Source organism: Peptostreptococcus porci, from assembly GCF_009695815.1.
GTDB lineage: Bacteria > Bacillota > Clostridia > Peptostreptococcales > Peptostreptococcaceae > Peptostreptococcus > Peptostreptococcus porci.
The window spans coordinates 487,798-505,680 of the sequence record NZ_VUNE01000001.1 but is presented as its reverse complement, the minus strand read 5'-3'; the positions used below and the strand labels follow the sequence as shown (position 1 = coordinate 505,680).

Sequence of the window (17,883 nt, the reverse complement as noted above, 5' to 3'; positions counted from 1 at the left end):
ACCCCCAAAAGCTAATCAATTTCTTTAAACAAATGTCCTGTTGTAAACACTTCATCAAAATCATTGCTACCATAATATTTATAATCTGTTTTGTTGTCTTTATCCTTACTATTTACATTATATTCCAAATTGTTGATTTTTTTTACCATTCTTTCAAAATTCGATATTATTTTTTCTACTTCACTATTCGCTTCAAAATACAGTGCAATTTCAAATGAATCTACACCAGAATAATACAATTCATCTAAATACTCACATAAATTAACTACTGAATCAGAAAAAATTGTAGTCCTACAGTTTTTGTCTTGTGATAGTCTATATCTCGAATTATCTGATGATTCAAGATAGTATACAGCTTTTCTGCAATATGCATCTCTCTTATTTCTTTTACAATCCTTTGTCAAAACGCCCATTGGACAGTACTCACTTATCATCATTTCAGTTCTTCCATAAACCACATACTCTATATTTTGATACCTTGATAGATTCATATCTTTGATTTGCTTTAAGGACACTTCCTGAGACAAGCATATATTTCCCACTTTTTGTGAGCGGTAATAATTTATCGACTCTGAATTTATCACATTCATCCACGATGATATATCTATATCTTCATTTCTGTATCCCATATTCTTAAGCTGTAGTAATTCTCCATAATTCGATATTCTAAATCCACAAAATACGCCTCGTTTAGAATATAATTTCAATACATCATACATTTTATCTATTTTTTTGTATATATGCGTTTCTCCCGTTCTAATTATCCTTGGCAAGCATAGAGAAATTTTTTTACCATGCTTAAATGCTATTTCAAGAGCCTCCTCAAATGAATATATATCATTATAGTATATCTTATCGACATCAAAATCACATACAACCTCTAATTGCTCCAAATTACCACAACTGATGTTTAATTTTGCCCTTTGAGAATCTGTGCCGTCATCTATTGCAATTACTTCATCACGCTTTTCTATATTTCTATATGAGTATTTTCCATCTCTGTTTTTTTCCTCTAATATATATAAGTCCAGCTTATCATAGTTATGATTTCTACCTCTAACCTTTGCTCTGGCATCACATAACTCTTCGACAGCATTTCGTCTAATATTGTTGATTTCACTAACAGGCAGACTTATATTCTCTCCTAACGCAACCTGAATTTCATCAATAACAAATGGAGTATCTCCAAGCTTTGAAATCTGAGCTTCAACCTTTTCTGTAGTTAAAGCCACCTTTTGGGCTTTTTCTGCCAATTTTTTACCTCTAACGCTCACATGATTCCCATCTATATCTTGAAAAATCAACATCGCAGGCTTTCCCTCTTCGGCTGAAAAATCGGCACTTATTGGAATTTTTATCTGTTCCTTGCTTGTTTCGTATGTATTTTTTACTTTTTCCAACAATCTTCCATCGCTAGTTTTATATATATCCGTACCCTTTTCAATACTTCCTATATAATCTATTTCAATAGTTTCTCCAGACTCACCAATATCGTATATAGCTCCTCTTTTTATTATTCTGCCTATCGTTCCTCCACCTATGTTTATTCCGTCGCCTTTTCGAAGTGTTTTCTCAAGCTTAATCCCAAGCTTTTTCGACTTTTTATTGTATGACACGACTTTTCCAATATATAGACCTCTGTTATTTGGTTTTTCGGAATTCATAACATCTTTTCCAACTTCTCCCAAAATATAGCCTTTTGTAAATTTCCTGTTGAATATCGTATATAGGTCATCTATTCTTTCCTGATCAATCCTGGCATTTCCATTTTCCACATAATCTACTATTGCATCTCTATACGCTCCCACAACTGTCGCCACATATTCCGGTCGCTTCATTCTTCCCTCTATTTTGAGTGACAATACTCCTGAATCTATTATCTGGGAAATATTTTCAATAGAATTCAAATCTCTCGGACTTAATAGATATTCGCCGTCAGTTTCTACATATTCGTTGCTTTCATCATTAAACAGCCTATATTTTTGTCTACATGGCTGAGCACATCGCCCTCTATTACCAGACCTGCTTCCCAATTCTGAACTCATCAGGCATTGCCCTGAATAGCATACACATAATGCACCATGCACAAACACCTCTATATCGGCGCTTGTATTGTCGCAAATAGTCTTTATTTCATCAATGTTTAATTCTCTAGCCAACACTACTCTACTGAAGCCAGCTTTTTCTAGATATTTTACATCGCTCAAGGAATGAGCTGCCATTTGTGTACTTGCATGTAGCTCAAAATCTGGCAATAATTTCTTTATCAACATCGCCATACCTATATCTTGTAATATCAGTGCATCTACCATTATTTCATGCAAAAACCTAATATATTCAATAAAATCAACCTTTTCATCTTCCTTTATTATGGTGTTTACTGTAACAAACACCTTGCAGCCTCTAATATGAGCGTACTTTACCGCCAAGATAAGCTCTTCTCTACCAAAATTATTTGCACTCGCTCTTGCGCTAAATTCTTTTCCGCCCAAATACACTGCATTAGCACCATTTTGTACAGCAGCCCTCAATGCTTCAAAGCTTCCAACTGGAGCCAGTAATTCCAAATTACTATTCATTATTCCTCCCAAATTACATCGACTTTCGCCATATATGATAAAAAAGGACTACATATTTTGCAGTCCATTTTAATCTCTATTTAATGTTCTTTTTTAATTCCTCATAGTTCAACTGAATGTTATATGCTTTATTTTGGAACTCCGTAGCCATGCTTTCTGCCACAGCCACTTTATTTTCCATCTCTTTGATATATAATTCTAGTGACTTTATCTTCTTCTCATAGTCTTCATCCACGACAACAGGAGCATTAGCAGAATTATTTCTGATAATTTCATCCTTTCTACTCAGCTCATGTTCCAAGACGATCACTTTTTTGCCAAGTTCTTCAGCATTTTTTTCAGCTTCTTCCAATTTACTTAATACCGAATCAAACTCTTTTTCAACATCAATTGTCTTTGAAGAATAATTTTCAGTGATTTCTTCTATCTCTCTTTTCAACCTCTCAACTTCCAAGTTGCTGTCAAAAAGTTTGTCCGCAATATTCACAGATGTCAATATCGCAGCACTAATTTTACTAAGTGATGGTGCTGATTTACTAATCTGCTTTAGCTCTCCGTCAATGAACTTTGCAACCTTTACAATTTCGGCTTCATTTTTTTCTCCTGTAATCTGATACTCAATACCATCAATAGTTACACTAACCCTATTCATTAATTCAATACACCACCCTTCAATAAACATTTCCTGTACCTTATTATATCAAACATTTCTGATATAATAAAGTACAATAAGAAAAATGTTTATATTAATATTTACTGTTCTCTCAGTTTCGCACCCAATTTATTTTCAAGCTCTGCAAGAATTTTTTCATGTACTGGTGCAACATCAATATCCGTAAGTGTTTTTTCCAGACTTCTATATACTATAGAGTAGGCTATTGATTTATATCCCTTGCCTATCTGCTCACCTCTGTAAACATCGAATAACTTACAAGTTTCCACAAGACCTTGTCCGTTTGACATAATTATTTCATCTATATCACCAACTTCAACGTCAGCCTTAACTAATAGAGCTATATCTCTTGTCACTGCTGGGAATTTTGGAAGTGGCTTAAATACAATCGTATTATCAGCCAAGCTGTACACTGTATCTATATCTATCTCGGCAACATAAACTCTCTTGTTTATACCATAGTTGTTAAGAACTTCTGGATGAATTTCCCCCAACGTTGCTATCTTTTTATCGCCAAATACTATATTTGCACATCTACCTGGATGGAAAGTCGTGTTTGCAGATTCTGAAACATATTTTTGACCTTTCAATCCGTTTCTTTCAAATATCTTTTCAACGACACCCTTCAAAGTGAAGAAATCCACGTCTTTGCCATACATACCTATACAAAGTCTTGTTTCTTCAACTCCAGCCATTTCCTCAGGAGTAAATACGTGTCCGCTTTCGAATAGTCCGACCTCATCTATATTTCTAGAGGAGTTCGTATATATAACATCAAGCATATTTGGAATCAAGGTGCTTCTCATTATAGATGTATCTTCTCCCAATGGGTTTAACAGTTTTACTACATCTCTAAGCTTTGAATCCTGAGGAACTCTTATCTTGTCAAGCCCTCTTGGACTTACAAACGAATAAGTCAATGATTCGTATAGCCCACAGGATATAGCAGCATTCTTTACTCCATCTAAGAATTTTTGTCTATCTGTTCTAACACCTGCTGTAGTATTACCTTGCAACTGTACGGATGGCAGATTTTCAAATCCGTATATTCTTGCAATTTCCTCAAATATATCGGCTTCCTGTTCGATGTCCAATCTAAAAGATGGCACCTCTAAATGCAATTCATCTTCAGATTTTAAGTCACACACAAATTCCAATTTTCTAAGAATATCGCAAAATTCATCCATTGACAATTCGATTCCCAATCTGGCATTTATTCTACTTGGACTAACTGTAATAGTCTGTTTTTTAGCCTCATTCGTTCTATTGTCGATCACGCCCTTCATAACCTTACCAGCACCAAGTAACTCTATTAATTGTGCAGCTCTCTCAAGAGCCATCTCAGCAGTAGTCTGTGCAATTGGTTTTTCAAATCTTGAAGAAGCCTCTGTTCTAAGACCTAGCTTCTTTGATGTTTTTCTAATATTTTCTGGATTGAATAATGCCGATTCCAACATTATTTCAGTTGTGTCATCCTTGATTTCAGATTCTTCTCCACCCATTACACCTGCAACGCCTAGATATCTTTCACCATTTGTTATCATCAACATATCTGCATCAAGCTTTCTCTCTTGACCATCAAGTGTTACGAATGTATCGCCCTCATTGGCATTCTTCACAACTATTTTATTGTTTCCAATTTCTCTCATGTCGAATGCATGCATTGGCTGTCCCGTTTCAAGCATAACGTAATTCGTTATATCGACGATGTTGTTTATCGGTCTTACACCTGATTCCACCAATCTTCTCTGCATCCAGTATGGAGATTTTTCAATAACTACATCAGTTACTCTTCTAGCAAGATATCCACCACATAAGTCAGGACTTTCTATACTTACTTCAACGTCTATATTTTTTTCAGATTCTTCTTTGACACTTATTTCTGGATATTTTATCTTTTCATTTAAAGTGACAGCTGCCTCTCTAGCTATACCTAGCATACATTTGCAATCAGGCCTATTTGATGTCAATTCAAAATCTATTACAGCATCATTTAATCCCAATACATCCTTGATATCTTTTCCAGCTTCATAGCTATCCTCCATATCGAGAATGTATATGCCATTTTTCTTATACTCTTCGATATACTTTTCATCTATTCCAAGCTCCTTAGCCGAGCAAAGCATCCCGTTTGAATCAACACCTCTCAGCTTACCGTTTTTAATCGTTATTCCACCTGGAAGTGTGGCTCCATCCAATGCAACTGGTATGTAATCATTCTCTTTTATGTTTTTCGCCCCAGTTACAATTTGAACTAGTTCCTCAGCACCCACATCTACTTTAGTTATAACCAGCTTATCGGCATCTGGATGCTTTTCAATCTTAATTATCTTACCTACCACTACATTCGATATTTCTTCACCATAGTACTCAACAGTTTCTGTTTTTGTACCTGTCATTGTCATTTTGTCACCAAATGTTTTGGCATCCAAATCTATATCAACATATTCTTTTAACCATTTTAAAGAAACTAACATATTTTTCCTCCCAATATAAATTCATTATGAAACTAGAATTGATCCAAGAATCTAGCATCATTTTCAAACATCAATCTTATATCGTCAATTCCATATTTAAGCATTCCCAATCTTTCAACACCCATACCAGCAGCAAAGCCACTGTATTCGTCAGGATCTATACCACAATTTCTCAATACATTAGGATGAACCATACCAGCACCTAGTATTTCTATCCAACCTTCACCCTTACATACAGAACAGCCTTTACCACCACACTTAAAGCAAGAAACGTCAATTTCTGCACTCGGCTCTGTAAACGGGAAGTTGTGTGGTCTGAATTTCGTCTTTGTTTCAGGACCAAATAGCTTCCTTACAAATGTTTCCATTGTACCCTTAAATTCCGCAAATGTTATATCCTTTCCTACTACCAATACTTCAATCTGATGGAACATAGGTGAGTGTGTCGCATCTGGACTATCACTTCTGAAGCATCGTCCTGGAACTATTATCTTCAGAGGAAGGTCACCTGTCTTAACAGCCGCTTCCATAGTTCTTATCTGAACAGGTGAAGTCTGTGTTCTCAATAATATATCTTCTGTAATATAGAATGTATCAGACATATCTCTAGATGGATGATCCTTTGGTGCATTAAGTGCATCGAAGTTATTTCTAACCGTTTCGATTTCAGGTCCTTCTGCTATTGAGAATCCCATACCCATAAATATTTCTGTAACTTCATCTATCATTCTGCTTATGATATGCTTCTTACCAATTTTATACTCAGTACCTGGCATAGTAACATCAATAGTTTCAGCTTCTAACTTCTTATCTAAAATAACTTGCCTAACTGCTTCCTTTTTTTCATTTATGGCAGTAGTTATCATTTCTCTGACTTCATTTCCAAGTTTTCCTATAATCGGTCTTTCTTCGTTTGAAAGCCTACCCATGTCCTTCAATATTTTTGTAAGATCTCCTTTTTTACCAAGATACTCTACTCTCAATTTTTCAATTTCGTCTAAATTAACCGCTGACGCTATCTTTTCCTCAGCTTCTTTTTTCAATTGTTTTAATTTTTCCTGCATACCAATCTTCCTTTCTCTATACAAATAAAAAAGACCCTTTCCATCCATAGGGACGAAAAAGGTCTGAAATCGCGGTACCACCCTAATAGTCTGCACAAATAAATTGCAAACCACCTCAAAAGTTTAACGCACATCACGTCTTTATCTACTACTATTTCAATAAAGCTGCTCCAGAGTGAACTTCCCAACACACAGCAAAAAGTTTTTCACCAACCAACTTCTCTCTAAATCACACGTATTTTGGTACTTTTCTCCTTCATAGCATTTAGTATTAAATATTTATATTTTCTGAAAACTATGAATGTATTTTAACAAAAAAAAATACATAATGCAAGCAATTTATTAGATTTTCCTCAAAAATTTTTTTCAAACCAAATTTCAATAACAAATATATAATTTTTTAAAAAAATATTTTCAAATTATCACAAAAATGTTATACTGTTTGTAAAGTTATAACTTGACAATTTAAAAGGAGGCATAAACCATGTTTTCACATGATAACCTAAAGAAAATAAGGCTCGAGTACGGTTACTCTCAGACAAAAATTGCCAAATACATCGGTGTCACACGTTCCGCCTACTCAAGCTGGGAGGTTGGCACCTATCAGCCAAACAGCAAAAACCTAAAAAAGCTAGCCGAGTTTTACAATGTTGATATAGATTACTTTGAGTCTGACTACGAGATTGTACATAAATATCTAAGGTTAAATGAATTAAATAGATACAAGCTTATGAATTATGCAAATGAGCTATACTCATCACAGCTTACACTATACAGAGTTCATGCAGAGCTTTCAGCCGGCAAAGGTGAATGGTACGACGAGAATAGTGGATACGACACAGTATATTTCGATAAAAATATTTCACATGATATAGCCTCTTGGATAAAGGGTGACTCTATGGAGCCAAAATATAGAGATGGCGACGTCGCCCTAATAAAAAATACTGGATTTGATTTTGATGGACAGGTCTATGCTGTCGTGTACAGAGAAAATACCTACATCAAAAAGGTTTATCTGGAAAGCGAAAAAATAAGACTGGTTTCAATAAATAAAAAATATGACGACATTCTAGCCTCAATAGATGAAGTCAGAGTAGTAGGCTTGGTCGTGGATAGCTTCAGACCTATGGAGAAATAGTATCATGACAATTATTGACTATTCCAGAGAACCTCGTTCAGATATCGCTTTTGTAGATATGAAATCTTTTTATGCTAGTGTTGAGTGTGTTCAAAGAGGACTTCACCCTCTAAACACATCTCTGTGCGTAATGAGTAATTTCGACAACCACAATGGTCTAATATTAGCTAGCTCACCAATATTCAAAGAAGTATTCGGAAGAAGCAATGTAGGTAGAGCCAGAGATTTGCCATTTGATATAAACACACGCAAATTCAGCTTTGAAAATGCATCCAGACAAAATATTAATGTGACAAAAAAATACATCGAATTTGTAGAACAATGGGCAGAAAAAACCTTTATAGTACCACCTCGTATGTCGCTGTATATACAGGAAAACATAAAAATTCAAAAAATATTCCAAAACTTTGCCTCCCCAAGCGAAATTTGCCCATATTCAATCGACGAGGCATTCATAGACCTCACAACATCCATAAACTATTTTGTTGGAGACAGCACCATCAGTAGAAAAGACAAATTAGATATAGTATGTTCAAGGATTCAAAATGATATTTGGAGAGAAATAGGAATCTATTCTGCAATAGGAATGAGTAACGCCAATCCACTATTAGCAAAACTAGCCCTCGACAACGAGGCAAAAAAAACAAAAAGTATGAGGGCAAATTGGTCATACGAAGATATTGAGACAAAGGTTTGGGGAATCGATAATCTCGTAGATTTTTGGGGAATCGGAAGTAGGACAGCAAAAAGACTAAACAAAATCGGAATATACTCGATAAAAGAGCTTGCAAACTTTAACCCAGAATACCTTAAAAAGGAATTTGGTGTGATGGGTGTCCAGCTATGGTTTCATGCAAATGGTGTAGATGAGAGCAAGGTCACAGTCCCCTATAAGCCACAATCAAAGGGATTGGGTAATTCTCAGGTTCTTCCTAGAAATTATACAAAGCAATCCGAAATAGAAATAGTTCTAAAAGAGATTGCAGAACAAGTTGCCATACGCCTGAGAAGAATAGATAAAGATGCCTGTGTAGTATCAATCTATATCGGATTTAGCCATAACGACGATCATAAATCTATAAATGCGAGCAAAAAAATTAAGCCAACTCATCACACAGAAGATTTGATAAAACACGTTATAGATTTGTTTAGATGCAAGTTTAATGGTGGCTCTGTCAGAAGAATTGGAGTGAGGTATGAACAGCTTCAAAAAAGAGAATATCAGGTTTTTTCGCTTTTTGACGATCCAATTGAAATGCAAAAAAAAGAAAATCTGGAAAATGCAATAGACGGTATAAGAGACAAGTTTGGTTACCTAGCAATACAAAAAGGTACATCCTTGATGGAAGGATCCAGAGTCCGTCAAAGGAGCAAATTGATAGGTGGCCATTGCGGTGGAATGGATGGTACAAAATGATAGATAGATCTTACCTACCTTATAAGGTTGCAAGAGAATACGTTGATAGAGGTATGGCAAAATGGATGAGCTTCTTTATATCCGAACATACGACTGCTCTAACTAAATTGAAAAATGAATCCAGCTTTTCTGAGGAAATGGACCCAGAAGAAAAGATGATAATAATATACCAAATGTACCAGTACGGTGTAACTATTTTACTGTTCACGTCCGATAGAAAAGATCCTTACATAGGTACTATTTGTGATATAGACTGCGAAAAAATATACTTTAGGACAGATGATAAAACACGAAGTTTTTTGTTTTCTCAAATACTTAGATTAGATATTGCGGAGGAAGACAATGGATAAATTAGAAAAAAATAGTATTCAGTTTGACTACTTTAGTAGCAACTACAAAAAATTTGAGGATGATTTCTACAAATTTGCTGATTTTAACATTCCATTAACCTTTATTACAGATGATATACTCAAATTAATGGTTTCTACTAATAAAAGTTATTTTAGATTAAATGGTGGCAACTCCAAAGACGGGTTAGACCATTATTTTATATTTAAAGAACACCCACATAATGAAAATGAGTCTGTCAAAATGTATGAATATGTGGGTCATAGATATTCGATAAAAAACAATAGGGGTAATATATGATAATATTACAAAAAGCTCGCATAATCAATAAACCATCGTGATTCAAATCAGTATAGTCTAAATTAGTAATAGTCTAGAACAATATACTTCTAAATCACGATAAACAAAATAAAACGGATAATGCGAGCTTTATATCAATATTACTCACCTAACAATCTTATACATCAATATGGCAGAGGATATAGCCACATTTAGAGATTCTGCTTTTCCAAACATGGGAATCTTAACGAGAATATCCGAATTATCATACCAAAACTGATTTACACCATTTGCCTCATTACCAACTACCAATGCCACAGACTCATCATATGAAACCTCATCAAAATAGCTATTGGCATCAAGAGAACTGGACACTATCTGAACATTTGAATCTCTCAATTTTTTTAGTATATCATTTTCGTCATCTACTATTACGTCCATGTAAAATAGAGATCCCATTGTAGATCTGACAACTTTTGGGTTGAATATATCAACGCAACCTTTGGTCAGGATAACCAAATCAAATCCAGCGGCATCAGCAGTTCTGATTATTGTCCCAACATTTCCAGGATCTTGCACTCTATCCAAAAGAATTATTTTTTTATGAATTTCTCCATTAAAGATATTCACCGACATATCATCAATATCAAAAACAGCCAGTATTCCCTGTGTATTTTCAGTCGTGCAAATCGAGTCAAACAGCGAATCACTCACTATAAACACATTTGTCCTACTATCCAAAGTATCTATAAACGCCTTATTTTTGACATCCTGAAAAAAGCTCTCACTGATTATTGAAAATACGATATCTGCATTATGCTCAATCGCCAATTCTACAGACCTCAATCCCTCAGAAAAAAACTTTTTCTCCCTATTTCTGTACTTCGCCTTATGTAAAGATTTTACTAGCTTAATTTTTTCGTTGTCCTTGCTCTTGATAGTCTTCATAAAATTCTCCTTTAGAAACTACTCATATTAGACTCTTTAATCACCAATTTTTCAATGACATCCTTTTTACCTGCAACTACAACGATATCATCTTCTCCAAAAACCTGAATAGGATTTGCAGGAACATCAAAAATATCCTTGTTTTTGACACCGATTACAGTCAATGAATACTTTCCTCTCACATCCAAGTCTATCAAGGATTTTCCAATCCAACTGTGAGGAACCTTCATCTCAAATATGGAATGCTTGCTGTCCAATTCCATATAATCCACCAGATTGTTAATAGTCAGGGATTTTGCCACTTTTACTCCCATATCATGTTCTGGAAATACAACTCTATTCGCACCAATTTTTCTTAAAACTTCGGCTTGAAGATTATCTGTAGCTTTGCTGATAATCATCGGTATTCCAGATTCCTTTGCCAAAAGTGTAGCCATTATCGATGCTCTAAGATTTGTTCCAATCGCAATAATCGCAACATCAAAATTACTAAGTCCTATTTTTTTAATCGTATATTCATCTGAGGCGTCAGCAACTACGACATTGTCCAAAACCTCAGATAAATTTTGCACAACCTCTTTATTATTATCAACAACCAAGACATCTTGACCTGATTCGTACAAAGTCATCGCTAAAGACTTACCAAATCTTCCAGCCCCAATTACAATATATTGTTTCATATCTTACCTCTTAACCTAATTTAAATTTATCCAATCAATATTTTTTCTTCGGGATATCTAATTTTATTTTGAACAGTATCATTCATAAAATACGTGAATACAGTCAAAGATCCTACTCTCCCCAAAAACATCAGCAGCGATATAAAAACCTTGCCAAACAGGTTTAGGTTTGAAGATCCAGCCATCGATAATCCAACTGTAGCCAGTGATGATGATACCTCAAATGCACTTTGCATCAATCCAAATTTTTCATTCTGAGTTATAGTCAAAACGTATGTACCAACTACAAATATTGCTATAGCAATGAAAAACACTCCTAGTGCCTTTCTAAACGTCAATACATCGACCCTTCTCTTAAATACATTTATATCGTTCTCATTCCTTAAGAAAGATATCACAGATATAAATATTACAGCAAGCGTTGTAGTTTTAATCCCCCCTCCTGTAGATGCAGGAGAAGCTCCAATAAACATCAATACAATTAAAACAAAAAGAGTATTAGCTCTAAAGCTATTGAAGTCAATCGTTGCAAATCCTGCTGTTCTAGCAGTCATTGATTGAAAGAATGCAACCTTTAATTTGTCTACAATGCTCATTGTACCGATGCTACTCGCATTTGAAAACTCGCCACAAAATATGACCATTGTACCTATTATCAGCAATATAATAGTCGTAATTATTGCCAATTTAGAACTTAAATCATATTTTTTAAACTTAAGCTTGTTGTATTTTATGCAAATCAATACAGGAAAACCAATACCGCCCAAAATTACAAGTACCGATAAAGTTAAAACGACAATGGAATTATTATAAAACATCAGCATAGACGAAAACTCACCACTATGCCTTCCCATCAAGTCAAACCCAGCATTACAAAATGCCGATATAGAATGAAAAATGCTATATCCAATCCCATCTATCAATCCAAACTGCGGTATAAATACAATTGAAAGCAGTAAAGCTCCGACAAACTCAATGCTGACAGTAAATATAAGCACTCGTCTAATCAATCTAACAACACCTGAAAGTTGATTTTGATTTAAAGATTCTTGAAGCAAAATTCTTTTTCTAATATTTATTTTGGTTCCAAAAATGAATGAAATCAACGCTCCAATAGACATAAATCCCATTCCACCAATCTGTATTAGTAAAATAATAACCGTCTTGCCGAAAACACTCCAATGCAGACTGGTATCAAGAACAACCAGCCCAGTAACACACACAGAAGACGTTGCAGTAAAAAGACAGTCAAAAAAATTAGTTATCTCTCCACTATTTGAAGATATTGGAAGCATCAAAATAAGTGTTCCTGCCAAAATCACCCCTGCAAAGCCCAATACCATTATTTGTCCAGGTTTATATTTATATAAAAATGATTTTTTGCGTTTCTTAAAACTGTCCATTTTTCCTCCGAAAAATCAACCAAACAAAAAAATAAAGCAATAAATTTACTTTATTTTTTTGTTTGGTATGTACTAAAAATTATATTTAAACTTGTTGGACTCCTGAATTACGTTTCCTTCCTTATCTATCAGTCTCAGCATTATCTCCTTCTCTCCAGTGTAGAAGTTGTCATAAAGCTTGATAGTAGTTTCATTTTCGTAATCGGAATCAACCTTTTTTCCGTCTAAAAATACGGTTACCTGTCTGTTAAATCCAGAGCCTTTAAGATAAAATTCTCCACCTACATTTTCAACATTGTCTAGCTTCATTTCATCATTTCCTATTTTCATTACCGTATTTTTCGGCAATTCATCTGACTTTAAAAAATATTGTTTTCCAAATAGAATATCATATTGGACCATCTCCAATTTTTTCATATATTCTTTGTCATTTTTCAAATATTTATGAATTAGATTCATAGGACCTAGATTTTGTCCTGCCGTATCAAGTGTCAAGGTACTCAACTGATATGCTTGAAAATCACTTGGAACTGACTTTTTCGGAACACCGAAATTATTCACTATGGTGAAAATAGATGCGAATTTATCTATATTCGATTTCTTTTCAGTAATAACATTCAAGGCTGGCAAATGATCACCATACAATACAAGAACCGTCGGCTTTTTTAATTTATTTATTTCCTTTACCAAATCTCCCACAAATTTATCCATATTATATACCAAATTTGCATAGAAAAGAATTTGATTTTGATCTGATTTTGGCAAGGTTGATTTTGCTATGCTGATATCGTAATTACTATTTTGCATATCCTTGGTAGGATATCTACCATGTCCCTCAGTAGAAACGGTAAAAATAAAACTTGGCTTTCCGTCCTTATTTTCAATTTCTTGAGTAATATATTTTGTCAAGCCATTGTCTTTTGGCCATCCTACGGGTGTATATTCGATATTTGTCATCACTTCTAAAGGAATAAATTTACCAAAGCCCAAATGCTCTAATCCACCAGCTCTATTGTAAAAATTTTTTTCAAAATTGTGTATTGCCACAGTTTTGTACCCAATACTATCCAGATTACTCGCAATAGAAAGCGATGGCTTTTCAGATAGAAAAGTATGGTATGGAATCTCACCCTGCTGAAGGAAATCAAAATTACTTCCACTCAACACCTCATACTCAGTTCTTGCCGTTCCTCCACCTATAACTGGAACATTCATAAAACCAGATGTGTATTTTTTCATCAATTTCCTCATATTCGGCATAGGATCTTTGTCAAACGTAATTCCCTCTATTCTGGTCGGATCCATAAATGACTCCAACTGTACCATAATTATATTAGGAGTTACTTTTGAAGAAGACTCATTTTTTTTACTTTCTTTGGCGAGTCTTTCTGCCTCTGCTCTAATAGCTTTGATAGCTTCTTCACTGTATCCTTCTGGCTTTGTTCTTATGATGGACAATGTCTCATCTGCAAATGAATAAGCAAAACCATTGTTTTTAAATGATAATCCAACATCCCACGCAATGACATTTATTATCTTATTGGTCTTGAGCTGTGGAATGACGATGATCGACAACAGCACAACAGAAACGTATATAAATATATTCCTAACTCCAGTTATCCAAATACTCTTTTTATCCTGTCTGAATATCCAAACACAAATAAGCAAAAATAGAGCTATCAGTGCTACAGCCATAATCTCAACCTTGATATCAAAAAAGGCATTCGCTACATTTGCGGCCTCCTTGTAGCTCATAAAATCGTATGGAGAAAGAGGCATTCCTCTAATACTCATTAGAAAAGAGCTTACAACTGAAAGAGATATCAAAATAAACGAAATTATAAAATATGAAAATCTCTTTCTTTTGATGAACACAGTCACACCAAAAATACTCAGCAACACAAATATGTTGACTACAGCGTTAAGAGGACTCTCTATGACGAAATCAAGAAAATCCAAAACGCTCTTTCTCGAAATTATTTCAATAACTATGAAAAGTATAATAGATAAGCCCAATATGGAAATCAATTCATAGTTTTCAAATTTGTTATTTTTCTTCATTTTTCTTACTTGTCAATATTACTTATTCGCAGCCGCAACACATGCGTTAAGTACAGATGTACTTATGCCACCCAAAGATATCATTCTCTGTGCACCACTCAATACCGACTTATTGCTATATCCATTAACCAAAACGATTGGACTCAAAGACTTACCTGCCAAAGGACCTCCAGTCAACGCATCAACCAATTTATATCCATCACTCAAAAAATACTGCTGTGGTTTTTCAGAGTAAAAAGCATTGATAACCTGTGCGTTTGTTTCAAATCTATCGTTTCCGCTCAATCTATTTGCACCTATGCTTCTAATTAGGCTTGTTGAAATTGAGTTGGTACCACCTATTGCATAGACTTTACTAGTTGATTCCAAAATCTTAGAAGTAGTCGCATCAATTCTTGTGCCATCAGTAAGCAATACCGGCTCACCGTCTCTTGCAGCAACAGAAGAAATACTCATCGCATCTGCATCTCCTTTATATCCATTGGCCACAAATGCTTTTCCAACACTTCCCTTAATGCTCAAAATCATTTTGGCAACATTACTACTCGTTTCAAATCTATCTCTTCCACCAATTCTAGTAACAGAAAATCCCCCCTTTTCAGAGTCCTTTAGCTTCTGCTCCAATGAACTACTGATAGAGTTTTCAGAGCCTATAATATAGATGTTTTTTGCTATTTCAAGCCTTAATTGAGTTTCATTTGGTATGCTATTTTTGCTCACTAACAATATCGGAGCTTTTAAAACACCTGATAATCCACTCGCACTCAAACCATCTGACAATTTGTTGTTGTCAGCATTGACAAGAATAACTGAATCGTAGCTTCCCATTTCACCCGCAATTGAACTAGCCGTCGAATATCTATCTGAGCCTTTAATCTGCTGTATTTGTTGAATTGTTATGGCATTTGATGATACTCCAGTAAACACTATAGTCGTCAATGCCAACATCATCGCTATCGCTTTATTTTTTAATTTCATAAACTGCACCTCCAATAATAAAATATTATTTTTAAAAAAATAAACAGCCAAAAAAGGCTGTTTAAGTAAAGAATACTATCTTTCACACTCTTGGTTAGCAACTGTACAAGAAGTTTTACAAGCAGACTGACATGAAGTTTGACATTCACCACATCCACCCTTAGCTGCACTTTCCTTTAAAGTAGCCTTAGAAAGAGTTTTTACATGCTTCTTTTCCATCGTAATCCCCCTATTAAAAATAATATATGTTTCATTATACCACATATTGTAATATTTTGTAACAGTTTTGTCATATTAATTGATTTATTCTTCGATTTTTTCTTCCACTTCTACGACTTCATCCTTGGAAACTTTTTCTACAACCCTTCCTATAGCCCATTTTTCAAATGGTACCTTTGTTCTATTAGGTCCAAGCTCCAATATTATCTTGTCTTCTTCTACTCTGGTAACCTTTGCGATAATTCCTCCGATTGTTACTACAGTATCTCCTTTTTCGATTGAATCTCTCATTTCTCTAAGCTTTTGGTCTTTTTTCTTTTGAGGTCTAATCAATATGAAATAGAACGCTACAAAGATTACAATCCACAAGCCTATACTCATTATCACTTGATTCTTTGGCATGGCATTTCCTCCCTATTCAAATTTAAAAAATATTATGCTCAAAATAATTTATATTTTCACTAACATTATAAACTAATTCGAATTTTGTTGCAAATTTTATTTTTTATAATACTTTTTGAAAAACTCCTCCTTGAAGTCTAATAATCTGTCTTCATGTATGGCGATTCTAACATTTTCCATCAATTTTAATAGAAACCTTAAATTATGAATTGTCAGCAATCTAGCTCCCAATATCTCATTTGCCTTGATCAAATGTCTTATATATGCTTTTGTATAATTTCTACATGTATAGCAATCACATTCTGGATCCAAAGGCGAAAAATCTTCAGCATAAGTAGCATTTCTGACCACTACCTTACCTTGACTAGTCATCGCAGTTCCATTCCTTGCAATTCTTGTAGGAAGAACACAATCAAACATATCCACACCTCTAATTACTCCTTCCAAAAGATCATCAGGAGAACCAACCCCCATCAAATACCTCGGTTTATCTTCTGGCAAAAATTGCACAGTATGTCCCAAAATATCGTACATTATATCCTTTGGCTCGCCAACACTCAATCCTCCAATTGCATATCCCGGCAAATCAATCGCAGTAATCTCTCTTGCTGACTGTTCTCTCAAATCCTTGTACATTCCACCTTGAACAATTCCAAACAAAGCTTGGTTTTCTGTATTCTTATGTGCATCCTTGCACCTTTGTAACCATCTAGTGGTTCTCTCCAAAGATTTTTTTACGTAATCTCTGTCTGCCGGATATGGTGCACACTCATCAAATGCCATCATTATATCAGATCCCAATGCCGTTTGGATTTCAACAGCTTTTTCAGGAGTTATAGTATGTCTTGATCCGTCAAGATGTGATCTAAACTCAACACCCTCTTCTGTTATTTTTCTCAGTGGTCCCAAGCTAAATACCTGAAATCCTCCACTATCTGTTAATATCGGCTTGTCCCATTGCATAAATTCATGCAGTCCACCAGCCTTTTTTATCAATTCGTGACCTGGTCTCATATATAAATGATATGTATTGCTCAAAATTATCTGAGAACCAATTTCCTTTAATTCCTCTGGCGTCATTGACTTCACAGTCGCCTGAGTACCCACTGGCATAAAGATTGGAGTTTCAATAATCCCATGAGGAGTATGAAGCCTTCCCAATCTAGCTCCAGATTGTTTACATTCTTTTATTAATTCATATCTAACTGCGTACATAT

Annotated in this window: 16 protein-coding genes and 1 other annotated feature; of the genes, 4 read left to right on the top strand and 12 right to left on the bottom strand. The window is 34.7% G+C overall.

Annotated elements, in window-relative coordinates:
• Nucleotides 1-11 precede the first annotated feature (11 nt).
• The 4 genes from FYJ71_RS02245 to pheS all read right to left on the bottom strand — a co-directional run bounded on the left by FYJ71_RS02245 (nucleotide 12) and on the right by pheS (nucleotide 6,793).
• Complete coding sequence (locus tag FYJ71_RS02245) at nucleotides 12-2,579, bottom strand: U32 family peptidase (protein ID WP_154537173.1); 2,568 nt, start codon at nucleotides 2,577-2,579, stop codon at nucleotides 12-14.
• A 76-nt stretch (nucleotides 2,580-2,655) separates the two neighbouring features.
• Nucleotides 2,656-3,231 (bottom strand): cell division protein ZapA, encoded by a 576-nt coding sequence (locus tag FYJ71_RS02240; RefSeq protein WP_154537172.1) that lies wholly within the window; start codon nucleotides 3,229-3,231, stop codon nucleotides 2,656-2,658.
• Between the two features lie 101 nt (nucleotides 3,232-3,332).
• On the bottom strand, nucleotides 3,333-5,729 hold the full coding sequence (pheT, locus tag FYJ71_RS02235) for a phenylalanine--tRNA ligase subunit beta (protein WP_154537171.1): 2,397 nt from the start codon (nucleotides 5,727-5,729) through the stop codon (nucleotides 3,333-3,335).
• A 32-nt stretch (nucleotides 5,730-5,761) separates the two neighbouring features.
• Complete coding sequence (gene pheS / locus FYJ71_RS02230) at nucleotides 5,762-6,793, bottom strand: phenylalanine--tRNA ligase subunit alpha (protein ID WP_154537170.1); 1,032 nt, start codon at nucleotides 6,791-6,793, stop codon at nucleotides 5,762-5,764.
• A 45-nt stretch (nucleotides 6,794-6,838) separates the two neighbouring features.
• Nucleotides 6,839-7,062: a binding site (T-box leader), on the bottom strand.
• Nucleotides 7,063-7,277: 215 nt separating this feature from the next.
• On the opposite strand from pheS, the gene FYJ71_RS02225 reads away from it, so the two are divergent.
• From FYJ71_RS02225 to FYJ71_RS02210, 4 genes are read left to right on the top strand one after another with little or no spacing between them, the layout of a single operon-like run.
• A complete protein-coding gene (locus FYJ71_RS02225) occupies nucleotides 7,278-7,931 on the top strand; it encodes a LexA family transcriptional regulator (protein WP_091992644.1) in 654 nt (217 codons plus the stop codon).
• Nucleotides 7,932-7,935: 4 nt separating this feature from the next.
• Nucleotides 7,936-9,348 (top strand): Y-family DNA polymerase, encoded by a 1,413-nt coding sequence (locus FYJ71_RS10205; protein ID WP_154537169.1) that lies wholly within the window; start codon nucleotides 7,936-7,938, stop codon nucleotides 9,346-9,348.
• Nucleotides 9,345-9,698 carry a hypothetical protein gene (locus FYJ71_RS02215; protein WP_154537168.1) on the top strand — a complete coding sequence of 118 codons (354 nt, stop codon included), beginning with the start codon at nucleotides 9,345-9,347 and terminating at the stop codon, nucleotides 9,696-9,698. The genes FYJ71_RS10205 and FYJ71_RS02215 overlap by 4 nt, the downstream gene beginning before the upstream one ends.
• On the top strand, nucleotides 9,691-9,996 hold the full coding sequence (locus FYJ71_RS02210) for a DUF5960 family protein (RefSeq protein WP_154537167.1): 306 nt from the start codon (nucleotides 9,691-9,693) through the stop codon (nucleotides 9,994-9,996). Before FYJ71_RS02215 ends, FYJ71_RS02210 begins: the two co-directional genes overlap by 8 nt.
• Before the next feature lie 144 nt (nucleotides 9,997-10,140).
• Here the strand turns inward: FYJ71_RS02210 and FYJ71_RS02205 are convergent, their stop codons facing one another.
• From FYJ71_RS02205 to tgt, 8 genes are all read right to left on the bottom strand, one after another.
• On the bottom strand, nucleotides 10,141-10,923 hold the full coding sequence (locus tag FYJ71_RS02205) for a TrmH family RNA methyltransferase (RefSeq protein WP_154537166.1): 783 nt from the start codon (nucleotides 10,921-10,923) through the stop codon (nucleotides 10,141-10,143).
• A gap of 11 nt (nucleotides 10,924-10,934) precedes the next feature.
• Complete coding sequence (locus FYJ71_RS02200) at nucleotides 10,935-11,603, bottom strand: potassium channel family protein (RefSeq protein WP_154537165.1); 669 nt, start codon at nucleotides 11,601-11,603, stop codon at nucleotides 10,935-10,937.
• Nucleotides 11,604-11,629: 26 nt separating this feature from the next.
• Nucleotides 11,630-13,006, bottom strand: a complete 1,377-nt coding sequence (locus FYJ71_RS02195; protein WP_154537164.1) for a TrkH family potassium uptake protein — start codon at nucleotides 13,004-13,006, stop codon at nucleotides 11,630-11,632.
• Between the two features lie 72 nt (nucleotides 13,007-13,078).
• The gene (locus FYJ71_RS02190; protein WP_154537163.1) at nucleotides 13,079-15,067 is read right to left on the bottom strand and encodes an LTA synthase family protein; all 1,989 of its coding nucleotides are present in this window, start codon (nucleotides 15,065-15,067) and stop codon (nucleotides 13,079-13,081) included.
• Between the two features lie 18 nt (nucleotides 15,068-15,085).
• Nucleotides 15,086-16,045: a cell wall-binding repeat-containing protein gene (locus tag FYJ71_RS02185; RefSeq protein WP_154537162.1), complete on the bottom strand. Its 960-nt coding sequence runs from the start codon at nucleotides 16,043-16,045 to the stop codon at nucleotides 15,086-15,088.
• Nucleotides 16,046-16,120: 75 nt separating this feature from the next.
• Nucleotides 16,121-16,264 (bottom strand): six-cysteine ranthipeptide SCIFF, encoded by a 144-nt coding sequence (gene scfA, locus FYJ71_RS02180; protein ID WP_007789995.1) that lies wholly within the window; start codon nucleotides 16,262-16,264, stop codon nucleotides 16,121-16,123.
• 84 nt (nucleotides 16,265-16,348) lie between these two features.
• The gene (gene yajC / locus FYJ71_RS02175) at nucleotides 16,349-16,666 is read right to left on the bottom strand and encodes a preprotein translocase subunit YajC (RefSeq protein ID WP_154537161.1); all 318 of its coding nucleotides are present in this window, start codon (nucleotides 16,664-16,666) and stop codon (nucleotides 16,349-16,351) included.
• Between the two features lie 96 nt (nucleotides 16,667-16,762).
• Nucleotides 16,763-17,881: a tRNA guanosine(34) transglycosylase Tgt gene (gene tgt, locus FYJ71_RS02170; RefSeq protein WP_154537160.1), complete on the bottom strand. Its 1,119-nt coding sequence runs from the start codon at nucleotides 17,879-17,881 to the stop codon at nucleotides 16,763-16,765.
• Nucleotides 17,882-17,883 lie beyond the last annotated feature (2 nt).